The following is a 16,847-nucleotide window of genomic DNA, read 5'->3' on the forward strand; positions in this document are numbered from 1 at the left end:
TTATAAATAATAATTTTCACTTTAGAAAGGCAGGAGTAAATATGACTCCAAAAGAAATGTGGCAGGCATATAGGAAAATCAATCCAGCTATTGGCGATAAAATCGATGCTTGGGCCTTCGGAGTCTTTGCAGATCAACTGGCTGATTTGGTGCTGCGTGGAGAGAAGACAGCGACAGCTTCGGCTTATGAACTTTATAAGATTGAAAATGAACCCTTGCCGCAAGCAGGAACCTTTGATGTCATCTTAGACAGTCAGGGCAGGGCCGTCTGTATCATTAAAATTACTAAAGTCTCTGTAGTGCCTTTTTGTCAAGTCTCAGCAGACCATGCTTTCAAGGAAGGAGAGGGAGACAAATCATTGACTTATTGGCAGCAAGTCCATCAGGAACTTTTTACAGAGTGGTTGGCAGAAGTCGGTTTGGAATTTTCGCAAGAAAGCGGTGTTGTCTTAGAAGAATTTCACAAGGTTTATCCACTATAAAAGATGCAGATTAAAGCATTACAGAGAGAATCTTAACAAATGATACAAAAAGTGATATAATAAAGTAAATTTACTTTGATAAAAGGAACTATTATGACAAATTACGCAATTATTTTGGCAGCTGGAAAAGGCACTCGTATGAAATCAGATCTACCAAAAGTGCTCCACAAAGTTGCTGGAATTTCCATGTTAGAACATGTGTTTAGAAGTGTTACTGCCATTGCACCAAGAAAGACTGTGACGGTGATTGGGCACAAAGCAGAAATGGTTGAGCAAGTATTGGCAGGTCAGACAGAATTTGTCCGTCAGACCGAGCAGTTGGGAACTGGTCATGCAGTTATGATGGCAGAGCCTGCACTGAAAGGACTGGCAGGACAAACATTGGTGATTGCAGGAGACACTCCTTTAATTACAGGAGAAAGCCTGAAAAATCTGATTGACTTTCATATCAATCACAAGAATGTTGCAACGATTTTGACAGCAGAAGCGGAAAATCCATTTGGTTATGGTCGGATTGTCCGTAATCAGCATGGAGAAGTACTCAAAATTGTGGAGCAAAAAGATGCTTCGGATTTTGAAAAACAAATCAAGGAAATCAATACAGGGACTTACGTTTTTGATAATGCTCGTCTCTTTGAGGCATTGAAAAATATCAACACCAATAATGCGCAAGGAGAATACTACATCACAGATGTAATCAGCATTTTCCGTGAAAATGGTGAAAAAGTCGGCGCTTATACTCTGAAAGATTTTGATGAAAGTCTGGGAGTTAATGACCGTATAGCGTTGGCAACAGCAGAAGGCATTATGCATCGGCGCATCAATCAAGCTCACATGCTAAATGGTGTTAGTTTTGTTAATCCAGAAGGGACTTATATTGATGTAGATGTAGAAATTGAACCAGAAGTCCAAATTGAGGCCAATGTTACCTTGAAAGGAACAACGAAAATTGGTGCAGGCAGCATTTTGACAAACGGTACGTATATCGTTGACTCTATTATCGGAGAACAAACTGTGATTACAAATTCGATGATTGAGGAGTCTACAGTTGCAGATGGTGTAACGGTAGGACCTTACGCTCATGTCCGTCCAAATTCACATCTTGCTAAAAATGTACATGTAGGAAATTTCGTTGAAGTGAAAGGCTCTTCTATCGGTGAAAATACCAAAGCTGGACACTTGACCTATATTGGAAATTCTGAAGTGGGAGCGAATGTTAACTTTGGTGCTGGAACGATTACAGTGAATTATGATGGACAGCATAAATTTAAGACAGTCATTGGAAATAATGTTTTTGTAGGTTCTAATTCGACCATTATTGCGCCAGTGGAGCTTGGAGACAATTCTCTTGTCGGTGCAGGCTCAACCATTACTAAGGATGTACCAGCAGACGCTATTGCCATCGGACGTGGACGTCAGATTAACAAAGACGAATACGCAAAACGCTTGCCACATCATCCAGATAATAAGTAGGAACGGCTATGGATTTTGAAGAAAAAACGCTAAAACGAACAGAAATTTATCAAGGTCCTATTTTTAACCTTGTCAAGGATAAAGTTCAGCTACCGGCTGGGAAAGGTACAGCTTATCGTGATTTGATTTTTCATAATGGAGCTGTGGCAGTTATTGCATTAACCCCAGAAGACAAAATGATTTTGGTCAAGCAGTACCGCAAAGCTATTGAAGCAACCTCTTATGAAATTCCGGCAGGCAAGTTAGAAGTCGGTGAAAATGCGGATCCTAAAGCTGCTGCTTTGCGTGAATTGGAAGAAGAGACCGGCTATACAGGTGAATTGGAGTTGCTCTATGATTTCTATTCGGCGATTGGCTTTTGCAATGAGCGAATCCGACTTTATAGCGCTAGCTACTTGACAAAAGTTGAAAATCCTCGTCCACAAGATGAGGACGAGACTTTAGAACTCTATGAAGTGACATTGGAAGAAGCGAAAGCGCTCCTTGCTAGTGGTGATATTTGTGACGCCAAAACCATCATTGCACTCCAGTATTGGGAAATGAAAACAAATCGAAGATAGGGGGATGCTCATGGGAAGACCTTTATTAACAGATGAAATGATTGAAAGGGCAAATCGTGGTGAAGATATTTCAGGTCCACCTTTGCATGATGAGGAAGAAACCAAAATTTTAAAAACGACTAGAAGCCAGTTTGGTTATTCCTCTCAAAATAGTGGCTTCAATCAAGATACGCTGCAAATTGATGTGGAACCAACGGTAACCAAAAGCCGACGCATTGAAAATGCAAAACGTGGAGTATTTCAAGCGAAATTAAACAAAATTTTATTTTGGATTGTCCTGCTTTTGATGGCTTTGATTGCTGCTATTATTTGGCTATAAAAAAGCGAGAAGCTTAGACTTTCGCTTTTTTTATGATAGAATGAGAGGAAATAATGAAAATCGGAATTATTGCAGCTATGCCTGAGGAATTAAAAATCTTAGTGGAAAACTTAGAAAATGCTGAAAAACACTTACGTTTGGGGCATGTTTACCATACAGGAAGTATCGGTCGACATGAAGTTGTGCTGGTAGAAAGCGGCATCGGCAAGGTCATGTCTGCTATGAGTGTAGCTGTTTTGGTCAATGACTTTAAAGTGACAGCTGTCATCAATACAGGTTCTGCTGGAGCGGTAGCCGAAGGGTTGGAAATCGGCGATATTGTAGTTGCTGACCGTCTAGTATACCACGATGTAGATGTAACAGCTTTTGGTTATGAATACGGACAAATGGCACGGCAGCCGCTTTATTTTGAAGCTAGTCGCTATCTGGTTGCTGAAATGAAGAAAGTTTTGGAAAAGACACATCAGACGAGTCGTGTTGGTTTGATTGCGACAGGTGACAGCTTTGTTGCCGGTCAAGATAAGATTAATCGCATCAAGGAGCATTTTCCAGATGTCTTAGCTGTCGAGATGGAAGGCGCTGCTATTGCCCAAGCTACTCACTCGATTGGCCTACCTTTTATGGTTATTCGGGCTATGAGTGACACAGCTAGTCATGATGCTAATGTTACTTTTGATGAGTTCATTCTTGAAGCCGGGAAACGCTCAGCAGAAACCCTGATTCAGTTTCTGAAAGAGTTGGTTTAAATAGGGGAGGAGATAGTATGTACAAAGAGTCTTATTTTGGTGGTGGTCTATTTTCTTACATTGGTCATGCTATTTTAGCTATCTTGATTACAGTTTTGACGCTGGGTATCTGTGCACCTTGAGGCATGTGTATCCTATATAATTGGAAGGTAAAGCATACGGTCAATGACGGGCACCGTCTCTATTTTGACGGTACTGCAATACAGCTTTTTGGAAATTGGATTAAGTGGTGGGTCTTGACGCTTGTTACTTTTGGTATTTATGGTTTTTGGCTTAATATCAAACTGACCCAGTGGATTACTAAGCATACTTATCATGCGAATTGAGAACAAGCAAGCGAGACTTAAGTTGCTCGCTTTTCCTTTTCTTCTGTCTTGCCAAAAAATCCCTTTTGATGGTATAATCAAGGAACTGCAATCAATGATAGAGGAGAAAAGATGAGTATTTTAGAAGTAAAAAATCTCAGCCACGGTTTTGGTGACCGGGCTATTTTTGAGGATGTATCCTTCCGTCTGCTCAAGGGTGAGCATATTGGCTTGGTTGGTGCTAATGGTGAAGGTAAGTCAACCTTTATGAGCATTGTGACAGGGAAAATGCTACCAGACGAGGGTAAGGTTGAGTGGTCCAAATATGTAACTGCTGGCTATCTGGATCAGCATGCTGTGTTGGATCAAGGCCAGTCTGTCCGCGATGTCTTGCGCACAGCTTTTGACGAGCTTTTCAAAACTGAGGCCCGCATCAATGAAATCTATATGAGCATGGCTGAGGAAGGAGTCGATGTTGATGGTCTTATGGAGGAAGTGGGCGAGCTACAGGATCGCTTGGAGAGTCGAGATTTCTATACTCTAGATGCTAAGATTGACGAGGTCGCACGAGCTCTGGGTGTCATGGACTACGGTATGGAGCGTGATGTGACAGAGCTATCTGGTGGGCAGCGGACCAAGGTTCTCTTGGCTAAGCTGCTTCTTGAAAAACCGGATATCCTACTCTTGGATGAGCCAACCAACTATCTGGATGTTGAGCACATTGACTGGCTTAAGCGCTACCTACAGAACTATGAAAATGCCTTTGTTCTGATCTCGCATGATATTCCTTTCTTAAACGATGTGATCAATATCGTCTACCATGTGGAAAATCAGCATTTGACTCGTTATTCTGGAGATTATTATCAGTTTCAGGAAGTCTATGAAATGAAAAAATCTCAACTGGAAGCAGCTTATGAGCGTCAGCAGAAGGAAATTGCAGACCTCAAGGACTTCGTAGCGCGCAACAAAGCCCGTGTAGCTACTCGGAATATGGCAATGTCCCGTCAGAAAAAGCTGGATAAGATGGACATTATTGAGCTGCAGAGTGAAAAGCCCAAGCCTTCCTTTGACTTCAAATCTGCTCGCACGCCTGGTCGTTTTATCTTTCAGGCTGAGAATTTGCAGATTGGGTATGACCGTCCGCTGACCCAGCCTCTTAATCTGACTTTTGAGCGCAATCAGAAGGTGGCTATCATAGGGGCGAACGGGATTGGAAAAACCACCCTGCTAAAGAGTTTGCTAGGTATCATTCCTCCAATAGCTGGTCAAGTCGAGCGTGGTGACTATCTGGAGCTGGGCTATTTCGAGCAGGAAGTCGAAGGTGGCAATCGTCAGACACCGCTCGAAGCAGTCTGGAACGCCTTCCCAGCTCTTAATCAGGCAGAAGTTCGAGCAGCTCTGGCTAGATGTGGTCTAACTTCTAAGCATATCGAAAGTCAGATTCAAGTCCTATCCGGAGGGGAGCAGGCCAAGGTTCGCCTTTGCCTCCTCATGAACCGAGAAAATAATGTTCTGGTGCTGGACGAGCCGACCAACCACCTGGATGTAGATGCCAAGGAAGAGCTGAAGCGAACTCTGAAAGAATACAAGGGCAGCATTCTCATGGTCTGCCACGAGCCTGATTTCTATGAAGGCTGGATGGATCAGATTTGGGATTTTAATCAATTAACGTAAGAATAAACAAAACGGGGGGGGTGGGATAAAAATCGGTATTTCGTAAGAAATCGATTTTACCATCTCACCTCTGCAAGGTCTAGTAGGTCTGTAAAAGATGAAACATTAGCGCATTAGAGCCCACTTAACTACTGTGTATAGAAAGCAAACGAGTCTGGAACATTTTTGTTCCAGACTCTGTTTTGTCTTTATTTCTTAAATGTATAATCTTTGATGATTTCAATTTTCTCAATTTTAATCTCTTTTTTAGGTTTATCGTTTTCACTGGTTTCTGTTGTAGCAATTTTATCTACAACTTCCATACCAGAAGTAACTTGTCCAAAAACTGTATAATCGCCGTCTAAGCTAGGATTCCCCCCTTTTTTATAGGCTTCAATGATTTTTTCAGGATAAGCATCGCTTGATAGTCTGCTAGAATTATCTTTATTGTTTTGATTGATAAAGAATTGGCTACCGTTAGAATTTGGATCTGAAGAACGAGCCATTGATAACGCACCACGGATATTGTAGAGATAAGGAGAAATCTCTGTTTTAAATCCGCTTCCAGAATCAATCTTTTCATTCTTTCCTTTCCAAATTGATTCCCCGCCAGTACCATTTCCTAGGGGATCTCCTGTTTGAATCATAAAATCTTTGATGACACGATGGAAAATCAAGCCATTGTAATAACCTTCTTTAGCATGAGTCAAGAAATTTTCTACAGCCAGCGGAGCATATTTAGGAAAAAGTTTTAGAGTGATAGCACCTTCCGTCGTTGTTATTTTCACTTGTGCTTCATTATCTGCGACTTTATCAGACAATTGTGGGAAAGAGATATTCTTATCTGTCAATACTTTTTTTCGTTCTTCAGCTAATTTATCTGTGGTATCTGAGCTGGATGTTGTTGTACTTGATCCCGAAGTCTCATTTCCCCGAATAGCTTTTTTTATGCTGCCACAGCCTGTTAAAAATAAGGCTCCAGCCAATGCTAAAATGAGTAATTTTTTCATACATGTCCTTTCTGAATTTAAAACTATTCACATTTTACTATAAACAAGCTAATTTTTCAAATCTTTTGAGGGTTATCTATGCTAACTAAAAGGCACTATCGGGCTCTTTTTTTGTACTAAAACAGCGTTTAGCAATAAAGAAATGAGGCATTTGCTGCCTAAGAATTTTAGGAAATCATTATTTTTTACAGTCCTCATGTGTAGCATGAGGGTTTTGGAAATGAGCATTTTGTAGTTGGCTGTTGTAGGGCATTTTTGGGGGATTCATTTAGCAATGGGATATGTGCCAGGATTGTTTATCGCTTTTTTCTTGGACCTACTTGTAGCAGAATCCGTTGTAAAAGAACTTGCTTTTAAATTTTTAACGGAATGCCATAAAACTTGGTAGAAAATTATTCTTGTTTCAGGTGGTATGGTTCTGATCATGGTTTCACCGATGCCTTTTTATGGTATATTTTTTAATAGCGTACCGCTTTCACTAGCCAATTATCTAGGAACTTGGCTAACCAATTTTATTGTAGCTTTTCTTTTGAATTTTCTGATTGTTGGACCAATTTCTCACTTTATTCTAGGTCGATTGCAAAAGTAATGTTTTTAATCCTGCTGACGATGAATTTTTGACAATTAGTATACGGAAATTCTTTATTAGATTAATTTAATGATAAACATTTTATGTTATAATAAATCTATAAAGGAGGGATAGAGAATGGCTAAAAGATTGACAAGAGACGTGCGAAATAAAAAAATTGCGGGTGTTTGTGCAGGTGTTGCAAATTATTTTGACATTGATCCTACCATTGTACGACTAATCTGGGGAGTAGCATTTTTTGTATATGGAATCGGTCTGATCCCTTACTTGATTTTGTGGTTTGTCTTGCCAGAAGATGATGGGAATGATGATGTGATTTGGAAGTAAGCAATGTTGTTTAAAAAGTGGAAACATGGAACTTCTGCTTTTTTCTTTCATTGGATTAGCAGCTAACTTATGATATAATAAAGGTTATGGCAAATAAGAAAAATAGTAGACAAGGCCGAACAACACGACGGCCGACAAAAGCAGAATTAGAGCGTCAAAAAGCTATTCGAAGGATGTTAGTAACTTTCGGAGTTGCTTTTTTGCTTCTTTTTGCAGCCTTAAAATGGGGTGCCGTTGGAATCACTCTTTACAACCTTATTCGATTGTTAGTAGGAAGTTTGGCCTATATAGCTATTATAGGTAGTCTCATTTATCTTTTCTTTTTTAAGTGGGTCAATAAGCATGAAGGTTATAAATCAGGCTTTTTCAGTATTTTTATTGGCTTTCTACTCATATTTCAAGCTTATTTTGTAAATATTTTAAATTTAAAAGAGCAGGTTCTGAGTATAACCTTGTCACGGATTTTAACAGATTTAAGCTCATTTAAAGTCAGTACTTTTGCTGGTGGCGGTTTATTAGGAGCTGCTCTTTATGCTCCTGTGGCCTTTTTATTTTCAAATATTGGTTCTTACTTTATTGGTGTTCTCTTGATATTGTTAGGTTTCCTTCTTATCAGTCCATATTCAATTTATGATATTTTTGAAAAATTAAGTGAAGTTTATCATACATGGAATGAAAAGCGGGAAGCGAAGCGCCAACAACGATTTGTGGAGAAAGAAGAAAAAGCTGCACAGGAAACAATGAATGCTATTCAGATGGAGCAAGATGAATCTCAAATTGATCCTGAAATGGGAGAAATTTTAAATGATGATGTTTTGGCGCATACTCCGATTCAATTTGAAGAGGGAGAACCGGAAATCTACGATTATGATGAGGATATAACTGAGAAATCACACGAAGAAGATCAGCAAGATGATATAGATGAAGATGTGGAAGTGAATTTCACTCCTAAAGAAAGTTTCGATTACAAACTGCCAACGATCAATTTGTTTGCGCCTGATAAGCCTAAAAATCAATCAAAAGAAAAGAAAATTGTCCGCGGAAATATCAAGATTTTAGAAGAAACCTTTGCTAGCTTTGGTATTCGTGCTACTGTTGAACGAGCTGAAATCGGACCATCTGTGACTAAGTATGAAGTTAAACCAGCTGTCGGCGTGCGGGTTAATCGTATTTCCAATCTTTCTGACGATTTAGCTTTGGCTTTGGCCGCTAAAGATGTGCGGATTGAGGCACCCATTCCAGGTAAATCTCTGGTCGGAATTGAAGTACCAAACTCAGAGATTGCGATGGTCACTTTCCGTGAACTCTGGGAACAGTCTAAGACAGATGATAAGAAATTCCTCGAAATTCCTCTAGGAAAAGCCGTCAATGGATCTGTTCGGACGTTTGATTTGGCAAAAATGCCTCACTTGCTAGTAGCAGGATCGACTGGTTCAGGGAAATCTGTTGCAGTCAATGGCATTATTGCTAGTATTCTCATGAAAGCACGACCAGATGAAGTCAAGTTCATGATGGTCGATCCTAAAATGGTTGAATTGTCTGTTTATAATGATATTCCTCACTTGCTTATCCCTGTTGTGACCAACCCTCGCAAGGCGAGTCGAGCTTTGCAAAAAGTGGTAGATGAAATGGAAAATCGTTATGAGCTCTTTTCTAAGGTCGGTGCTCGCAATATTGCAGGATACAATGCTAAGGTAGCTGAATACAATGCAAGTCAACCGGAATATAAACAAATTCCTCTTCCTTTGATTGTGGTCATTGTGGACGAGTTGGCAGACCTCATGATGGTAGCTAGCAAAGAAGTGGAAGATGCCATTATTCGCTTAGGGCAAAAGGCACGAGCAGCTGGGATTCATATGATTTTAGCTACCCAACGTCCGTCAGTTGATGTTATTTCTGGACTCATCAAGGCAAATGTTCCGTCACGAATTGCTTTTGCTGTCTCTAGCGGAACCGATAGTCGAACGATTCTAGATGAAAATGGCGCTGAGAAACTCTTGGGACGTGGGGATATGCTCTTTAAGCCGATTGATGAAAATCATCCTGTTCGTCTGCAAGGATCGTTCATTTCTGATGAAGATGTAGAGCGCATTGTAACCTTTGTCAAGAATCAGGCAGAAGCTGATTATGATGATAATTTTGACCCGGGAGAAGTATCTGAAAATGATATGGATTCAGGTAGCGAGAGTGAACAAGGAGATCCACTCTTTGAAGAAGCCAAGGCTTTAGTTATAGAAACTCAAAAGGCCAGTGCTTCAATGCTCCAACGTCGATTGTCTGTCGGATTTAATCGTGCAACTCGGCTTATGGAAGAGCTAGAAGCTGCTGGTGTTATCGGACCAGCAGAAGGAACCAAGCCAAGAAAAGTGTTATTGAACAACTAAAAATGGACTGTGCTATTGAAAAGTTTATACTCCTTGAGGTTGAGATAAGAAGATTTTCTAATTTGTTTGATTGAAACAAATGTTCTTATGAAAAAAGCCATTTTTGTTGTAGAATCGCTTCTTTTCATCAACTTTCAAAAGTTCTGTAGAAAAAGTATGGAAAATCTCATGTTTTTCAATTCTGTAACTTTTCTACGGTTTAAACTCGACTTTTTTGATAAAATTAGATCATGACTTGTAAATGGAGGCTATATGTCAAAAGAGATACTTACAGGGCTTAGTCAAAAAGAAGTTAAAGCACGCGTCCAAAAAGGCTTGGTCAACGAAGTAACGGTTAGCACGGAAAAAACAACTTGGCAAATCATTCAGTCGAATGTGTTTACTTATTTTAATTTTATATTTTTTGTCCTTGCTGTGTTGCTAGTTATTGTACAATCATGGAATAATTTACTTTTTTTACCTATTGTTATTATTAATTCTTTGATTGGAATTGTTCAGGAATTAAGAGCTAGAAAAATATTGAGTAAAATGCAGTTGCTTCATCACAATACGGCAATTGCCATGCGAGACGGAAGAGAAGTTCAGCTAGACACGAAAGATCTAGTACAAGATGATATCGTTCTTTTTTCCTCAGGTGACCAAATTTATGCAGACGCTTGCCTTGTATCAGGTGGTTTGAGGGTCAATGAAGCACAATTAACTGGTGAGGCTGACGAAATTGTAAAGAAAGAAAATGACACCATCATGTCAGGTAGTTTTGTCGTATCTGGCAAAGCTTATGCTCGTTTAGAAAAAGTAGGCGATGATTCTTACATCAATCAACTAACGTTGAAAGCCAAGGAAGTATCTGGAAAAGAAGAATCTGAAATGGTTCATTCTGTCAATAATCTGGTCAAGGCGATTGGATTTTTGATTATTCCTTTGGGACTCATCTTATTTTTCCAAAGCTATGTGACCAATCATGAAAGTTTTCAGGTTAGTATTGTCTCTACAGTAGGGGCGATTATTGGTATGATTCCAGAAGGTCTCTACCTGTTGATGACTTTAGCCTTAGCTTTAGGAGCGGTTAGTCTGGCGAGACAGAAAGTTTTGTTAAATAGCATGAAAGGGATAGAGTCTCTTTCTCGTGTGGATGTTTTATGTGTAGATAAGACTGGGACCATTACGGAAAATACGATGAAGGTCACACAAATTTTTTCTGTCCATCAAAACGAAAATACCTCACGCGAAGCCCTTAAACAATATCTCGCTGCAAGTCCAGATGAGAATGAAACGATTGCAGCGATTCGAAACTTTTTTGTGTCAGAAATAGCAAAAGAGTCTTGGGTTGTATTGTCAACCTTTCCGTTTAGCTCAAAAAACAAATTTGGTGCCATTTGCTTTAACGAGGGAACCTTTATTTTAGGAGCTCCAGAATTTGTATTAAAAGAAAAACTGGAAGAATATCGCAGCTATATCCAAAAGTATGCAGAAAGTGGAACGCGGGTTCTTGTTTTTGCTGAGTCAAAAGAACAACCATTTACAGGTGAGTTAACTCAAACGATAGAACCACTATTATTTATCCTTTTGGAAAATCCAATTCGAGAAAATGCGGCTGAAACATTTTCATATTTTAATGTTCAAGGTGTGGAAGTTAAAGTTATCTCAGGAGATAATCCTGTCACAGTTGCGGCAGTTGCTGCCAAAGCAGAGATTCCTCATGCAGATAATTATATAGATGCACAAACGTTAGATACTGATGAAAAAATCACTCAAGCAGTTGAAAAATATACTATCTTTGGTCGAGTAACTCCTCAACAGAAACAAAAATTTGTTCAAGCGCTTCAAGCCAATCAGCACAAAGTCGCCATGACAGGGGATGGTGTAAATGATATCTTAGCGATGAAGACAGCAGATTGCAGCATTGCTATGGAATCTGGCAATAATGCTACTAAGCAAATTGCACAAGTTGTTCTGCTGGATTCTGATTTTTCACATATGCCCCACATTGTGACAGAGGGACGCAGAGTTGTCAATAACATTCAACGCTCTGCTAGCTTATTTCTTGTAAAAAATATTTTTTCCATTTCGCTAGCTATTTTATCTAGCTTGTTTGCTTTTACTTATCCATTACAAGCTTCCCAAATTTCTTTGATTAGTGCATTTACGATTGGGATTCCGGGATTTATGTTAGCTCTGGAACCGAATAAACAACGCATTCGGGGGCGTTTTATTAGAACAGTTTTGCAGAATGCTATACCGGCAGCGCTTGTTGATTTGCTAGCCGTTTTGATTGTCATGGTGTGCGGTCGAATTTTTCGATTATCTACGCAAGAAGTTGCAACTTCTTCAGTTATCTTGTTAGCCGTAGTTGGTTTTATTATTATCATAAAACTAATCCAGCCACTCAATCGAATGAAAACGACGATAGTACTTTTTAATATTATTGGGTTAATAGTTTCAGGATTATTATTTCACTCTATCTTTTCTTTATCTAAAATCTCACCTATCACCATTATCCTCACAATCATTCTCTCTTTAATGTTAGAATCGCTAATGAGATTCTTTCAATATATTAGTAATCGATTATTTGCTACATGTGATCAATGGTTGAACAGATATCAAGCAGCAAAAAAAATATCGGAAATCTAAAACTTCCGATATTTTTTCATTTTGATAAAAACAAACCAATCACCATAGCGAGATATAGAAAGCAGGTCAAAATAAAACCAGCTCGCCAGAAGAATTTAAAAAATCTGGGATAGTAAAAACTGCGTTTAACTCTAAGAAAATAAACGGTAATAGCAATTGCTAAGGCAGAGAGCGCTAAAGTCAGCTCTGGCAATAAGCTGTGATAGAAAGCTTTATCTGAGATGACATAGAATTCTAGCACGAGAAGTGGAAAGGCCAAATCTGCAAAATTTAAGCCAAATTGTTTCAGACGAAATAATTTGGTGATAATAATAGTTAAAATAATAGTTAAAAAGATAAATAAAACAGAAGCTATTTTTAATAATGTCATAAGTTTATTTTACCATAAAAACTGGAGAAAGATAGAAAAAATTTTCGTATTTTTTCTTGCAATTTAGCAGTTTTAGTGTATAATAGAAAGGTATGCATGAGCATACTTGTGGGAGGTAAAAATCTTTAATTGCCGCCAAAACCACAAAGGAGGATTTAAAAATGGCTAAAAAAGTCGAAAAACTTGTAAAATTGCAAATCCCTGCTGGTAAAGCTACTCCAGCTCCACCAGTTGGTCCTGCGCTTGGTCAAGCCGGTATCAATATCATGGGATTCACAAAAGAGTTCAACGCTCGCACAGCTGATCAAGCTGGCATGATTATTCCAGTTGTTATCTCTGTATACGAAGACAAATCATTTACTTTCGTTACAAAGACTCCACCAGCTGCAGTTCTTTTGAAAAAAGCTGCTGGTGTCGAAAAAGGATCAGGTACACCTAATAAAACGAAAGTTGCAACAGTTACTCGTGCACAAGTACAAGAAATTGCTGAAACGAAGATGCCAGATTTGAACGCTGCAAACCTTGAGTCTGCAATGCGTATGATCGAAGGTACTGCTCGTTCTATGGGATTCACTGTTGTTGACTAATCAATAACACCCAAACCCGCAAGACTTCATCAGACGAGAAGGACGTGGGAGATGAAAATCGATTGAACCACTTACAAGGAGAATAGAAAATGGCTAAAAAAAGCAAACAACTTCGTGCTGCTCTTGAAAAAATCGACAGCACAAAAGCATACAGTGTAGAAGAAGCTGTAGCACTTGCAAAAGAAACAAACTTTGCAAAATTTGACGCAACTGTAGAAGTTGCTTATAACTTGAACATTGACGTAAAAAAAGCGGATCAACAAATCCGTGGTGCAATGGTTCTTCCAAACGGAACTGGTAAAACTCAGCGTGTGCTTGTTTTCGCACGCGGTGCAAAAGCAGAAGAAGCAAAAGCTGCTGGTGCAGACTTTGTTGGTGAAGATGATCTCGTTGCAAAAATCAATGACGGCTGGTTGGACTTTGACGTGGTAATCGCTACACCTGACATGATGGCACTTGTAGGTCGCCTTGGACGTGTCCTTGGTCCTCGTAACCTGATGCCAAACCCTAAAACTGGTACTGTAACAATGGACGTTGCAAAAGCAGTTGAAGAGTCTAAGGGGGGTAAGATTACTTACCGCGCAGACCGTGCAGGTAACGTACAAGCTATTATTGGTAAAGTTTCATTTGAAGCTGACAAGTTGGTTGAAAACTTTAAAGCATTCCACGATGTGATTGCCAAAGCAAAACCAGCTACTGTAAAAGGAACATACATGACAAATCTTACTATCACTACTACTCAAGGTGTAGGTATTAAGGTTGATGTCAACTCGCTTTAATTTAAGAAATAAAAACTCTATCGATGGATAGGGTTTTTTATGAATAACTCATATTAAAATGGAGTTTATCAGACTGATAAAAACAGTAGATAAAAGCAACAACGTTTTTGGAATAAATCAATTAATCTATTAAGAGAAAAAAGGATATGCTACATACATTATTGAAGTAGGAGACAGTCAAAAAAACTAAATTTCTTTTGTTAATTTTGATATTTTAAAAAATAGGACTATATAAAAATTATAAATTATGGTAAAATAGTACAGATAAAATAAGGAGAGTAAAAATGGTAGTCCCGAAATATAAACGTATTTTAATCAAGTTATCAGGTGAAGCTCTTGCTGGTGAGAAAGGGATAGGAATTAACATTTCAACCGTTCAAAAAATGGCAGAGGAAATCAAGGAAGTGCATGATTTGGGTATTGAAATCGCCCTTGTTATCGGTGGTGGGAATCTCTGGCGTGGAGAGCCTGCGGCAGAAGCAGGAATGGATCGTGTGCAGGCTGACTATACTGGAATGCTTGGGACCGTTATGAATGCTTTGGTGATGGCTGATTCATTGCAACAAGTAGGTGTGGATACTCGTGTCCAAACTGCGATTGCAATGCAGCAAGTGGCAGAACCTTACATTCGTGGACGAGCACTTCGCCATCTGGAAAAAGGTCGTATCGTCATTTTTGGTGCCGGTGTTGGCTCACCTTATTTCTCAACGGATACAACAGCTGCCCTTCGTGCGGCCGAGATTGAAGCTGATGCGATTCTTATGGCGAAAAACGGTGTTGATGGGGTCTATAATGCAGATCCAAAGAAAGATAAGACAGCTGTGAAGTTTGATGAATTGACTCACCGCGATGTGATTAACAAAGGATTGCGGATTATGGATTCAACAGCTTCTACCCTTTCAATGGACAATGATATTGACCTTGTTGTGTTCAATATGAACGAATCTGGTAATATTAAACGGGTTGTTTTCGGAGAACAAATCGGAACAACTGTTTCAAATAATGTAGAAAAAGAAGAGGATTAAGTTATGGCAAATGCAATTGTAGAAAAAGCGAAAGAAAGAATGACCCAATCACACCAAAGTTTAGCGCGTGAATTTGGTAGTATTCGTGCTGGGCGTGCGAATGCTAGTCTTTTAGATCGCATTACAGTAGAATACTATGGAGTGGAAACTCCACTCAATCAAATTGCTTCTATCACAATTCCAGAAGCGCGCGTGTTATTGGTAACACCTTTTGATAAATCATCTATCAAAGATATTGAACGTGCTTTGAATGCTTCTGATCTGGGTATTACACCTGCTAGTGATGGTTCTGTTATCCGCCTCGTCATTCCTGCTTTGACGGAAGAGACTCGTCGTGATTTGGCTAAAGAAGTAAAAAAAGTTGGAGAGAATGCTAAGATTGCTATCCGGAATATCCGCCGTGATGCTATGGATGAAGCAAAAAAGCAAGAAAAAGCAAAAGAAATTACTGAAGATGAACTGAAAGGTCTTGAAAAAGACATTCAAAAAGTAACGGATGACGCTGTTAAACACATCGATGAAATGACTTCTACTAAGGAAAAAGAATTGCTTGAAGTGTGATGTTTCTTTCCATGATTGAAAATGAAAAACTAAAACTCAGTTAGTTTGGCTAGCTGAGTTTCTTTTGAAAGGGAGCTGAAGCAATGCTCCTTTAAATGATAGAAAGAGAAAAATGAATACAAATCTTGCAACATTTATAACAGGTCTAGTAACCGATGAAAACGATCGCTTTTACTTTGTTCAAAAGGATGGTCAGACTTATGCTTTAGCTAAAGAAGAAGGTAAGTATCAGCTAGGAGAAACGGTCAAAGGTTTTGCTTATAGTGATATGAAACAGAGACTTCGCCTGACGACTCTCGAAGTCACAGCAACTCAGACGACTTTTGGTTGGGGGATGGTAACAGAAGTTCGCAAAGATCTGGGGGTCTTTGTCGACACAGGACTTCCGGATAAGCAAATCGTAGTGTCGCTGGACATCTTGCCGGAGATAAAAGAACTCTGGCCAAAAAAAGGGGATCAGCTTTATATTCGCCTAGATGTCGATAAAAAAGACCGAATCTGGGGACTTTTGGCCTATCAGGAGGATTTTCAGCGCTTAGCGCGTCCTGCATACAATAATATGCAAAATCAAAATTGGCCAGCCATTGTTTATCGACTCAAACTCTCTGGCACCTTTGTTTATCTGCCGGAGAATAATATGCTGGGCTTTATCCACCCCAGCGAACGTTATACCGAGCCACGTCTCGGTCAAGTGCTAGATGTGCGGGTGATTGGCTTTCGGGAAGTTGATCGTACCCTCAATCTTTCACTCAAACCTCGCTCTTTTGAGATGCTGGAAAATGATGCTCAAATGATTCTGACATATCTAGAAAGTCAAGGAGGCTTTATGACTTTGAATGATAAGTCGTCCCCAGAGGATATAAAGACTACCTTTGGCATTTCCAAAGGACAGTTTAAAAAAGCTTTAGGCGGTCTGATGAAAGCTGGCAAAATCAAGCAAGATGCAAGTGGGACGGAGTTGGTTTGAGATGCCAATCAGTCTTTTCCCAAGAGTTGTGATAGAGTAAAGAGTGTGTTAAAAAATAAATCTCGTAAAAGGAGGTTAT

At 39.3% G+C, this 16,847-nt stretch carries 16 protein-coding genes and 1 pseudogene; 15 read left to right on the forward strand and 2 right to left on the reverse strand.

What is annotated here, in order from left to right; genetic code table 11:
- Window positions 1-41 precede the first annotated feature (41 nt).
- The 7 genes and pseudogenes from H8787_RS03975 to H8787_RS04005 all read left to right on the forward strand — a co-directional run bounded on the left by H8787_RS03975 (window position 42) and on the right by H8787_RS04005 (window position 5,559).
- Window positions 42-482, forward strand: a complete 441-nt coding sequence (locus tag H8787_RS03975) for an ASCH domain-containing protein (protein ID WP_006270161.1) — start codon at window positions 42-44, stop codon at window positions 480-482.
- 93 nt (window positions 483-575) lie between these two features.
- Complete coding sequence (glmU, locus tag H8787_RS03980; RefSeq protein ID WP_187328284.1) at window positions 576-1,955, forward strand: bifunctional UDP-N-acetylglucosamine diphosphorylase/glucosamine-1-phosphate N-acetyltransferase GlmU; 1,380 nt, start codon at window positions 576-578, stop codon at window positions 1,953-1,955.
- A gap of 8 nt (window positions 1,956-1,963) precedes the next feature.
- The gene (locus H8787_RS03985; RefSeq protein WP_187328285.1) at window positions 1,964-2,515 is read left to right on the forward strand and encodes an NUDIX hydrolase; all 552 of its coding nucleotides are present in this window, start codon (window positions 1,964-1,966) and stop codon (window positions 2,513-2,515) included.
- A gap of 10 nt (window positions 2,516-2,525) precedes the next feature.
- Window positions 2,526-2,834 carry a cell wall synthase accessory phosphoprotein MacP gene (gene macP, locus H8787_RS03990; RefSeq protein WP_003034247.1) on the forward strand — a complete coding sequence of 103 codons (309 nt, stop codon included), beginning with the start codon at window positions 2,526-2,528 and terminating at the stop codon, window positions 2,832-2,834.
- Window positions 2,835-2,887: 53 nt separating this feature from the next.
- Window positions 2,888-3,580, forward strand: a complete 693-nt coding sequence (locus H8787_RS03995; RefSeq protein ID WP_003069954.1) for a 5'-methylthioadenosine/adenosylhomocysteine nucleosidase — start codon at window positions 2,888-2,890, stop codon at window positions 3,578-3,580.
- A gap of 17 nt (window positions 3,581-3,597) precedes the next feature.
- Window positions 3,598-3,906: pseudogene (locus tag H8787_RS04000) on the forward strand (hypothetical protein).
- A 111-nt stretch (window positions 3,907-4,017) separates the two neighbouring features.
- Window positions 4,018-5,559 carry an ABC-F family ATP-binding cassette domain-containing protein gene (locus tag H8787_RS04005; RefSeq protein WP_187328286.1) on the forward strand — a complete coding sequence of 514 codons (1,542 nt, stop codon included), beginning with the start codon at window positions 4,018-4,020 and terminating at the stop codon, window positions 5,557-5,559.
- Between the two features lie 188 nt (window positions 5,560-5,747).
- On the opposite strand, the gene H8787_RS04010 is transcribed toward H8787_RS04005, so the two are convergent.
- Complete coding sequence (locus H8787_RS04010) at window positions 5,748-6,548, reverse strand: peptidylprolyl isomerase (protein ID WP_187328287.1); 801 nt, start codon at window positions 6,546-6,548, stop codon at window positions 5,748-5,750.
- A gap of 706 nt (window positions 6,549-7,254) precedes the next feature.
- On the opposite strand from H8787_RS04010, the gene H8787_RS04015 reads away from it, so the two are divergent.
- From H8787_RS04015 to H8787_RS04025, 3 genes are all read left to right on the forward strand, one after another.
- Window positions 7,255-7,464: a PspC domain-containing protein gene (locus H8787_RS04015; RefSeq protein ID WP_003032121.1), complete on the forward strand. Its 210-nt coding sequence runs from the start codon at window positions 7,255-7,257 to the stop codon at window positions 7,462-7,464.
- 86 nt (window positions 7,465-7,550) lie between these two features.
- The gene (locus H8787_RS04020; protein WP_187328288.1) at window positions 7,551-9,848 is read left to right on the forward strand and encodes a DNA translocase FtsK; all 2,298 of its coding nucleotides are present in this window, start codon (window positions 7,551-7,553) and stop codon (window positions 9,846-9,848) included.
- A gap of 252 nt (window positions 9,849-10,100) precedes the next feature.
- On the forward strand, window positions 10,101-12,479 hold the full coding sequence (locus H8787_RS04025; RefSeq protein WP_187328289.1) for a cation-translocating P-type ATPase: 2,379 nt from the start codon (window positions 10,101-10,103) through the stop codon (window positions 12,477-12,479).
- A 16-nt stretch (window positions 12,480-12,495) separates the two neighbouring features.
- Here the strand turns inward: H8787_RS04025 and H8787_RS04030 are convergent, their stop codons facing one another.
- A complete protein-coding gene (locus tag H8787_RS04030; RefSeq protein WP_039676792.1) occupies window positions 12,496-12,849 on the reverse strand; it encodes a DUF3397 domain-containing protein in 354 nt (117 codons plus the stop codon).
- 161 nt (window positions 12,850-13,010) lie between these two features.
- On the opposite strand from H8787_RS04030, the gene rplK reads away from it, so the two are divergent.
- From rplK to cvfB, 5 genes are all read left to right on the forward strand, one after another.
- On the forward strand, window positions 13,011-13,436 hold the full coding sequence (rplK, locus tag H8787_RS04035) for a 50S ribosomal protein L11 (RefSeq protein WP_003025466.1): 426 nt from the start codon (window positions 13,011-13,013) through the stop codon (window positions 13,434-13,436).
- Between the two features lie 89 nt (window positions 13,437-13,525).
- Window positions 13,526-14,215 carry a 50S ribosomal protein L1 gene (gene rplA, locus H8787_RS04040; protein WP_003073378.1) on the forward strand — a complete coding sequence of 230 codons (690 nt, stop codon included), beginning with the start codon at window positions 13,526-13,528 and terminating at the stop codon, window positions 14,213-14,215.
- Window positions 14,216-14,499: 284 nt separating this feature from the next.
- On the forward strand, window positions 14,500-15,240 hold the full coding sequence (pyrH, locus tag H8787_RS04045) for a UMP kinase (RefSeq protein WP_003069937.1): 741 nt from the start codon (window positions 14,500-14,502) through the stop codon (window positions 15,238-15,240).
- 3 nt (window positions 15,241-15,243) lie between these two features.
- Window positions 15,244-15,801 (forward strand): ribosome recycling factor, encoded by a 558-nt coding sequence (frr, locus tag H8787_RS04050; RefSeq protein WP_003069936.1) that lies wholly within the window; start codon window positions 15,244-15,246, stop codon window positions 15,799-15,801.
- Between the two features lie 112 nt (window positions 15,802-15,913).
- Window positions 15,914-16,768 carry an RNA-binding virulence regulatory protein CvfB gene (gene cvfB, locus H8787_RS04055; protein WP_187328290.1) on the forward strand — a complete coding sequence of 285 codons (855 nt, stop codon included), beginning with the start codon at window positions 15,914-15,916 and terminating at the stop codon, window positions 16,766-16,768.
- Window positions 16,769-16,847 lie beyond the last annotated feature (79 nt).

The sequence above is a fragment of the Streptococcus sp. NSJ-72 genome (genome assembly GCF_014334035.1).
Lineage (GTDB): Bacteria > Bacillota > Bacilli > Lactobacillales > Streptococcaceae > Streptococcus > Streptococcus constellatus.

Bases quoted from the DNA above. Each gene is read 5' to 3' on its own strand.
- rplK (WP_003025466.1), top strand. From the start codon at position 13,011: ATGGCTAAAAAAGTCGAAAAACTTGTAAAATTGCAAATCCCTGCTGGT.
- H8787_RS03995 (WP_003069954.1), top strand. From the start codon at position 2,888: ATGAAAATCGGAATTATTGCAGCTATGCCTGAGGAATTAAAAATCTTA.
- H8787_RS04005 (WP_187328286.1), top strand. From the start codon at position 4,018: ATGAGTATTTTAGAAGTAAAAAATCTCAGCCACGGTTTTGGTGACCGG.
- pyrH (WP_003069937.1), top strand. From the start codon at position 14,500: ATGGTAGTCCCGAAATATAAACGTATTTTAATCAAGTTATCAGGTGAA.
- H8787_RS03985 (WP_187328285.1), top strand. From the start codon at position 1,964: ATGGATTTTGAAGAAAAAACGCTAAAACGAACAGAAATTTATCAAGGT.
- frr (WP_003069936.1), top strand. From the start codon at position 15,244: ATGGCAAATGCAATTGTAGAAAAAGCGAAAGAAAGAATGACCCAATCA.
- rplA (WP_003073378.1), top strand. From the start codon at position 13,526: ATGGCTAAAAAAAGCAAACAACTTCGTGCTGCTCTTGAAAAAATCGAC.
- glmU (WP_187328284.1), top strand. From the start codon at position 576: ATGACAAATTACGCAATTATTTTGGCAGCTGGAAAAGGCACTCGTATG.
- H8787_RS04025 (WP_187328289.1), top strand. From the start codon at position 10,101: ATGTCAAAAGAGATACTTACAGGGCTTAGTCAAAAAGAAGTTAAAGCA.
- H8787_RS04015 (WP_003032121.1), top strand. From the start codon at position 7,255: ATGGCTAAAAGATTGACAAGAGACGTGCGAAATAAAAAAATTGCGGGT.
- H8787_RS03975 (WP_006270161.1), top strand. From the start codon at position 42: ATGACTCCAAAAGAAATGTGGCAGGCATATAGGAAAATCAATCCAGCT.
- H8787_RS04010 (WP_187328287.1), bottom strand. From the start codon at position 6,548: ATGAAAAAATTACTCATTTTAGCATTGGCTGGAGCCTTATTTTTAACA.
- H8787_RS04020 (WP_187328288.1), top strand. From the start codon at position 7,551: ATGGCAAATAAGAAAAATAGTAGACAAGGCCGAACAACACGACGGCCG.
- cvfB (WP_187328290.1), top strand. From the start codon at position 15,914: ATGAATACAAATCTTGCAACATTTATAACAGGTCTAGTAACCGATGAA.
- H8787_RS04030 (WP_039676792.1), bottom strand. From the start codon at position 12,849: ATGACATTATTAAAAATAGCTTCTGTTTTATTTATCTTTTTAACTATT.
- macP (WP_003034247.1), top strand. From the start codon at position 2,526: ATGGGAAGACCTTTATTAACAGATGAAATGATTGAAAGGGCAAATCGT.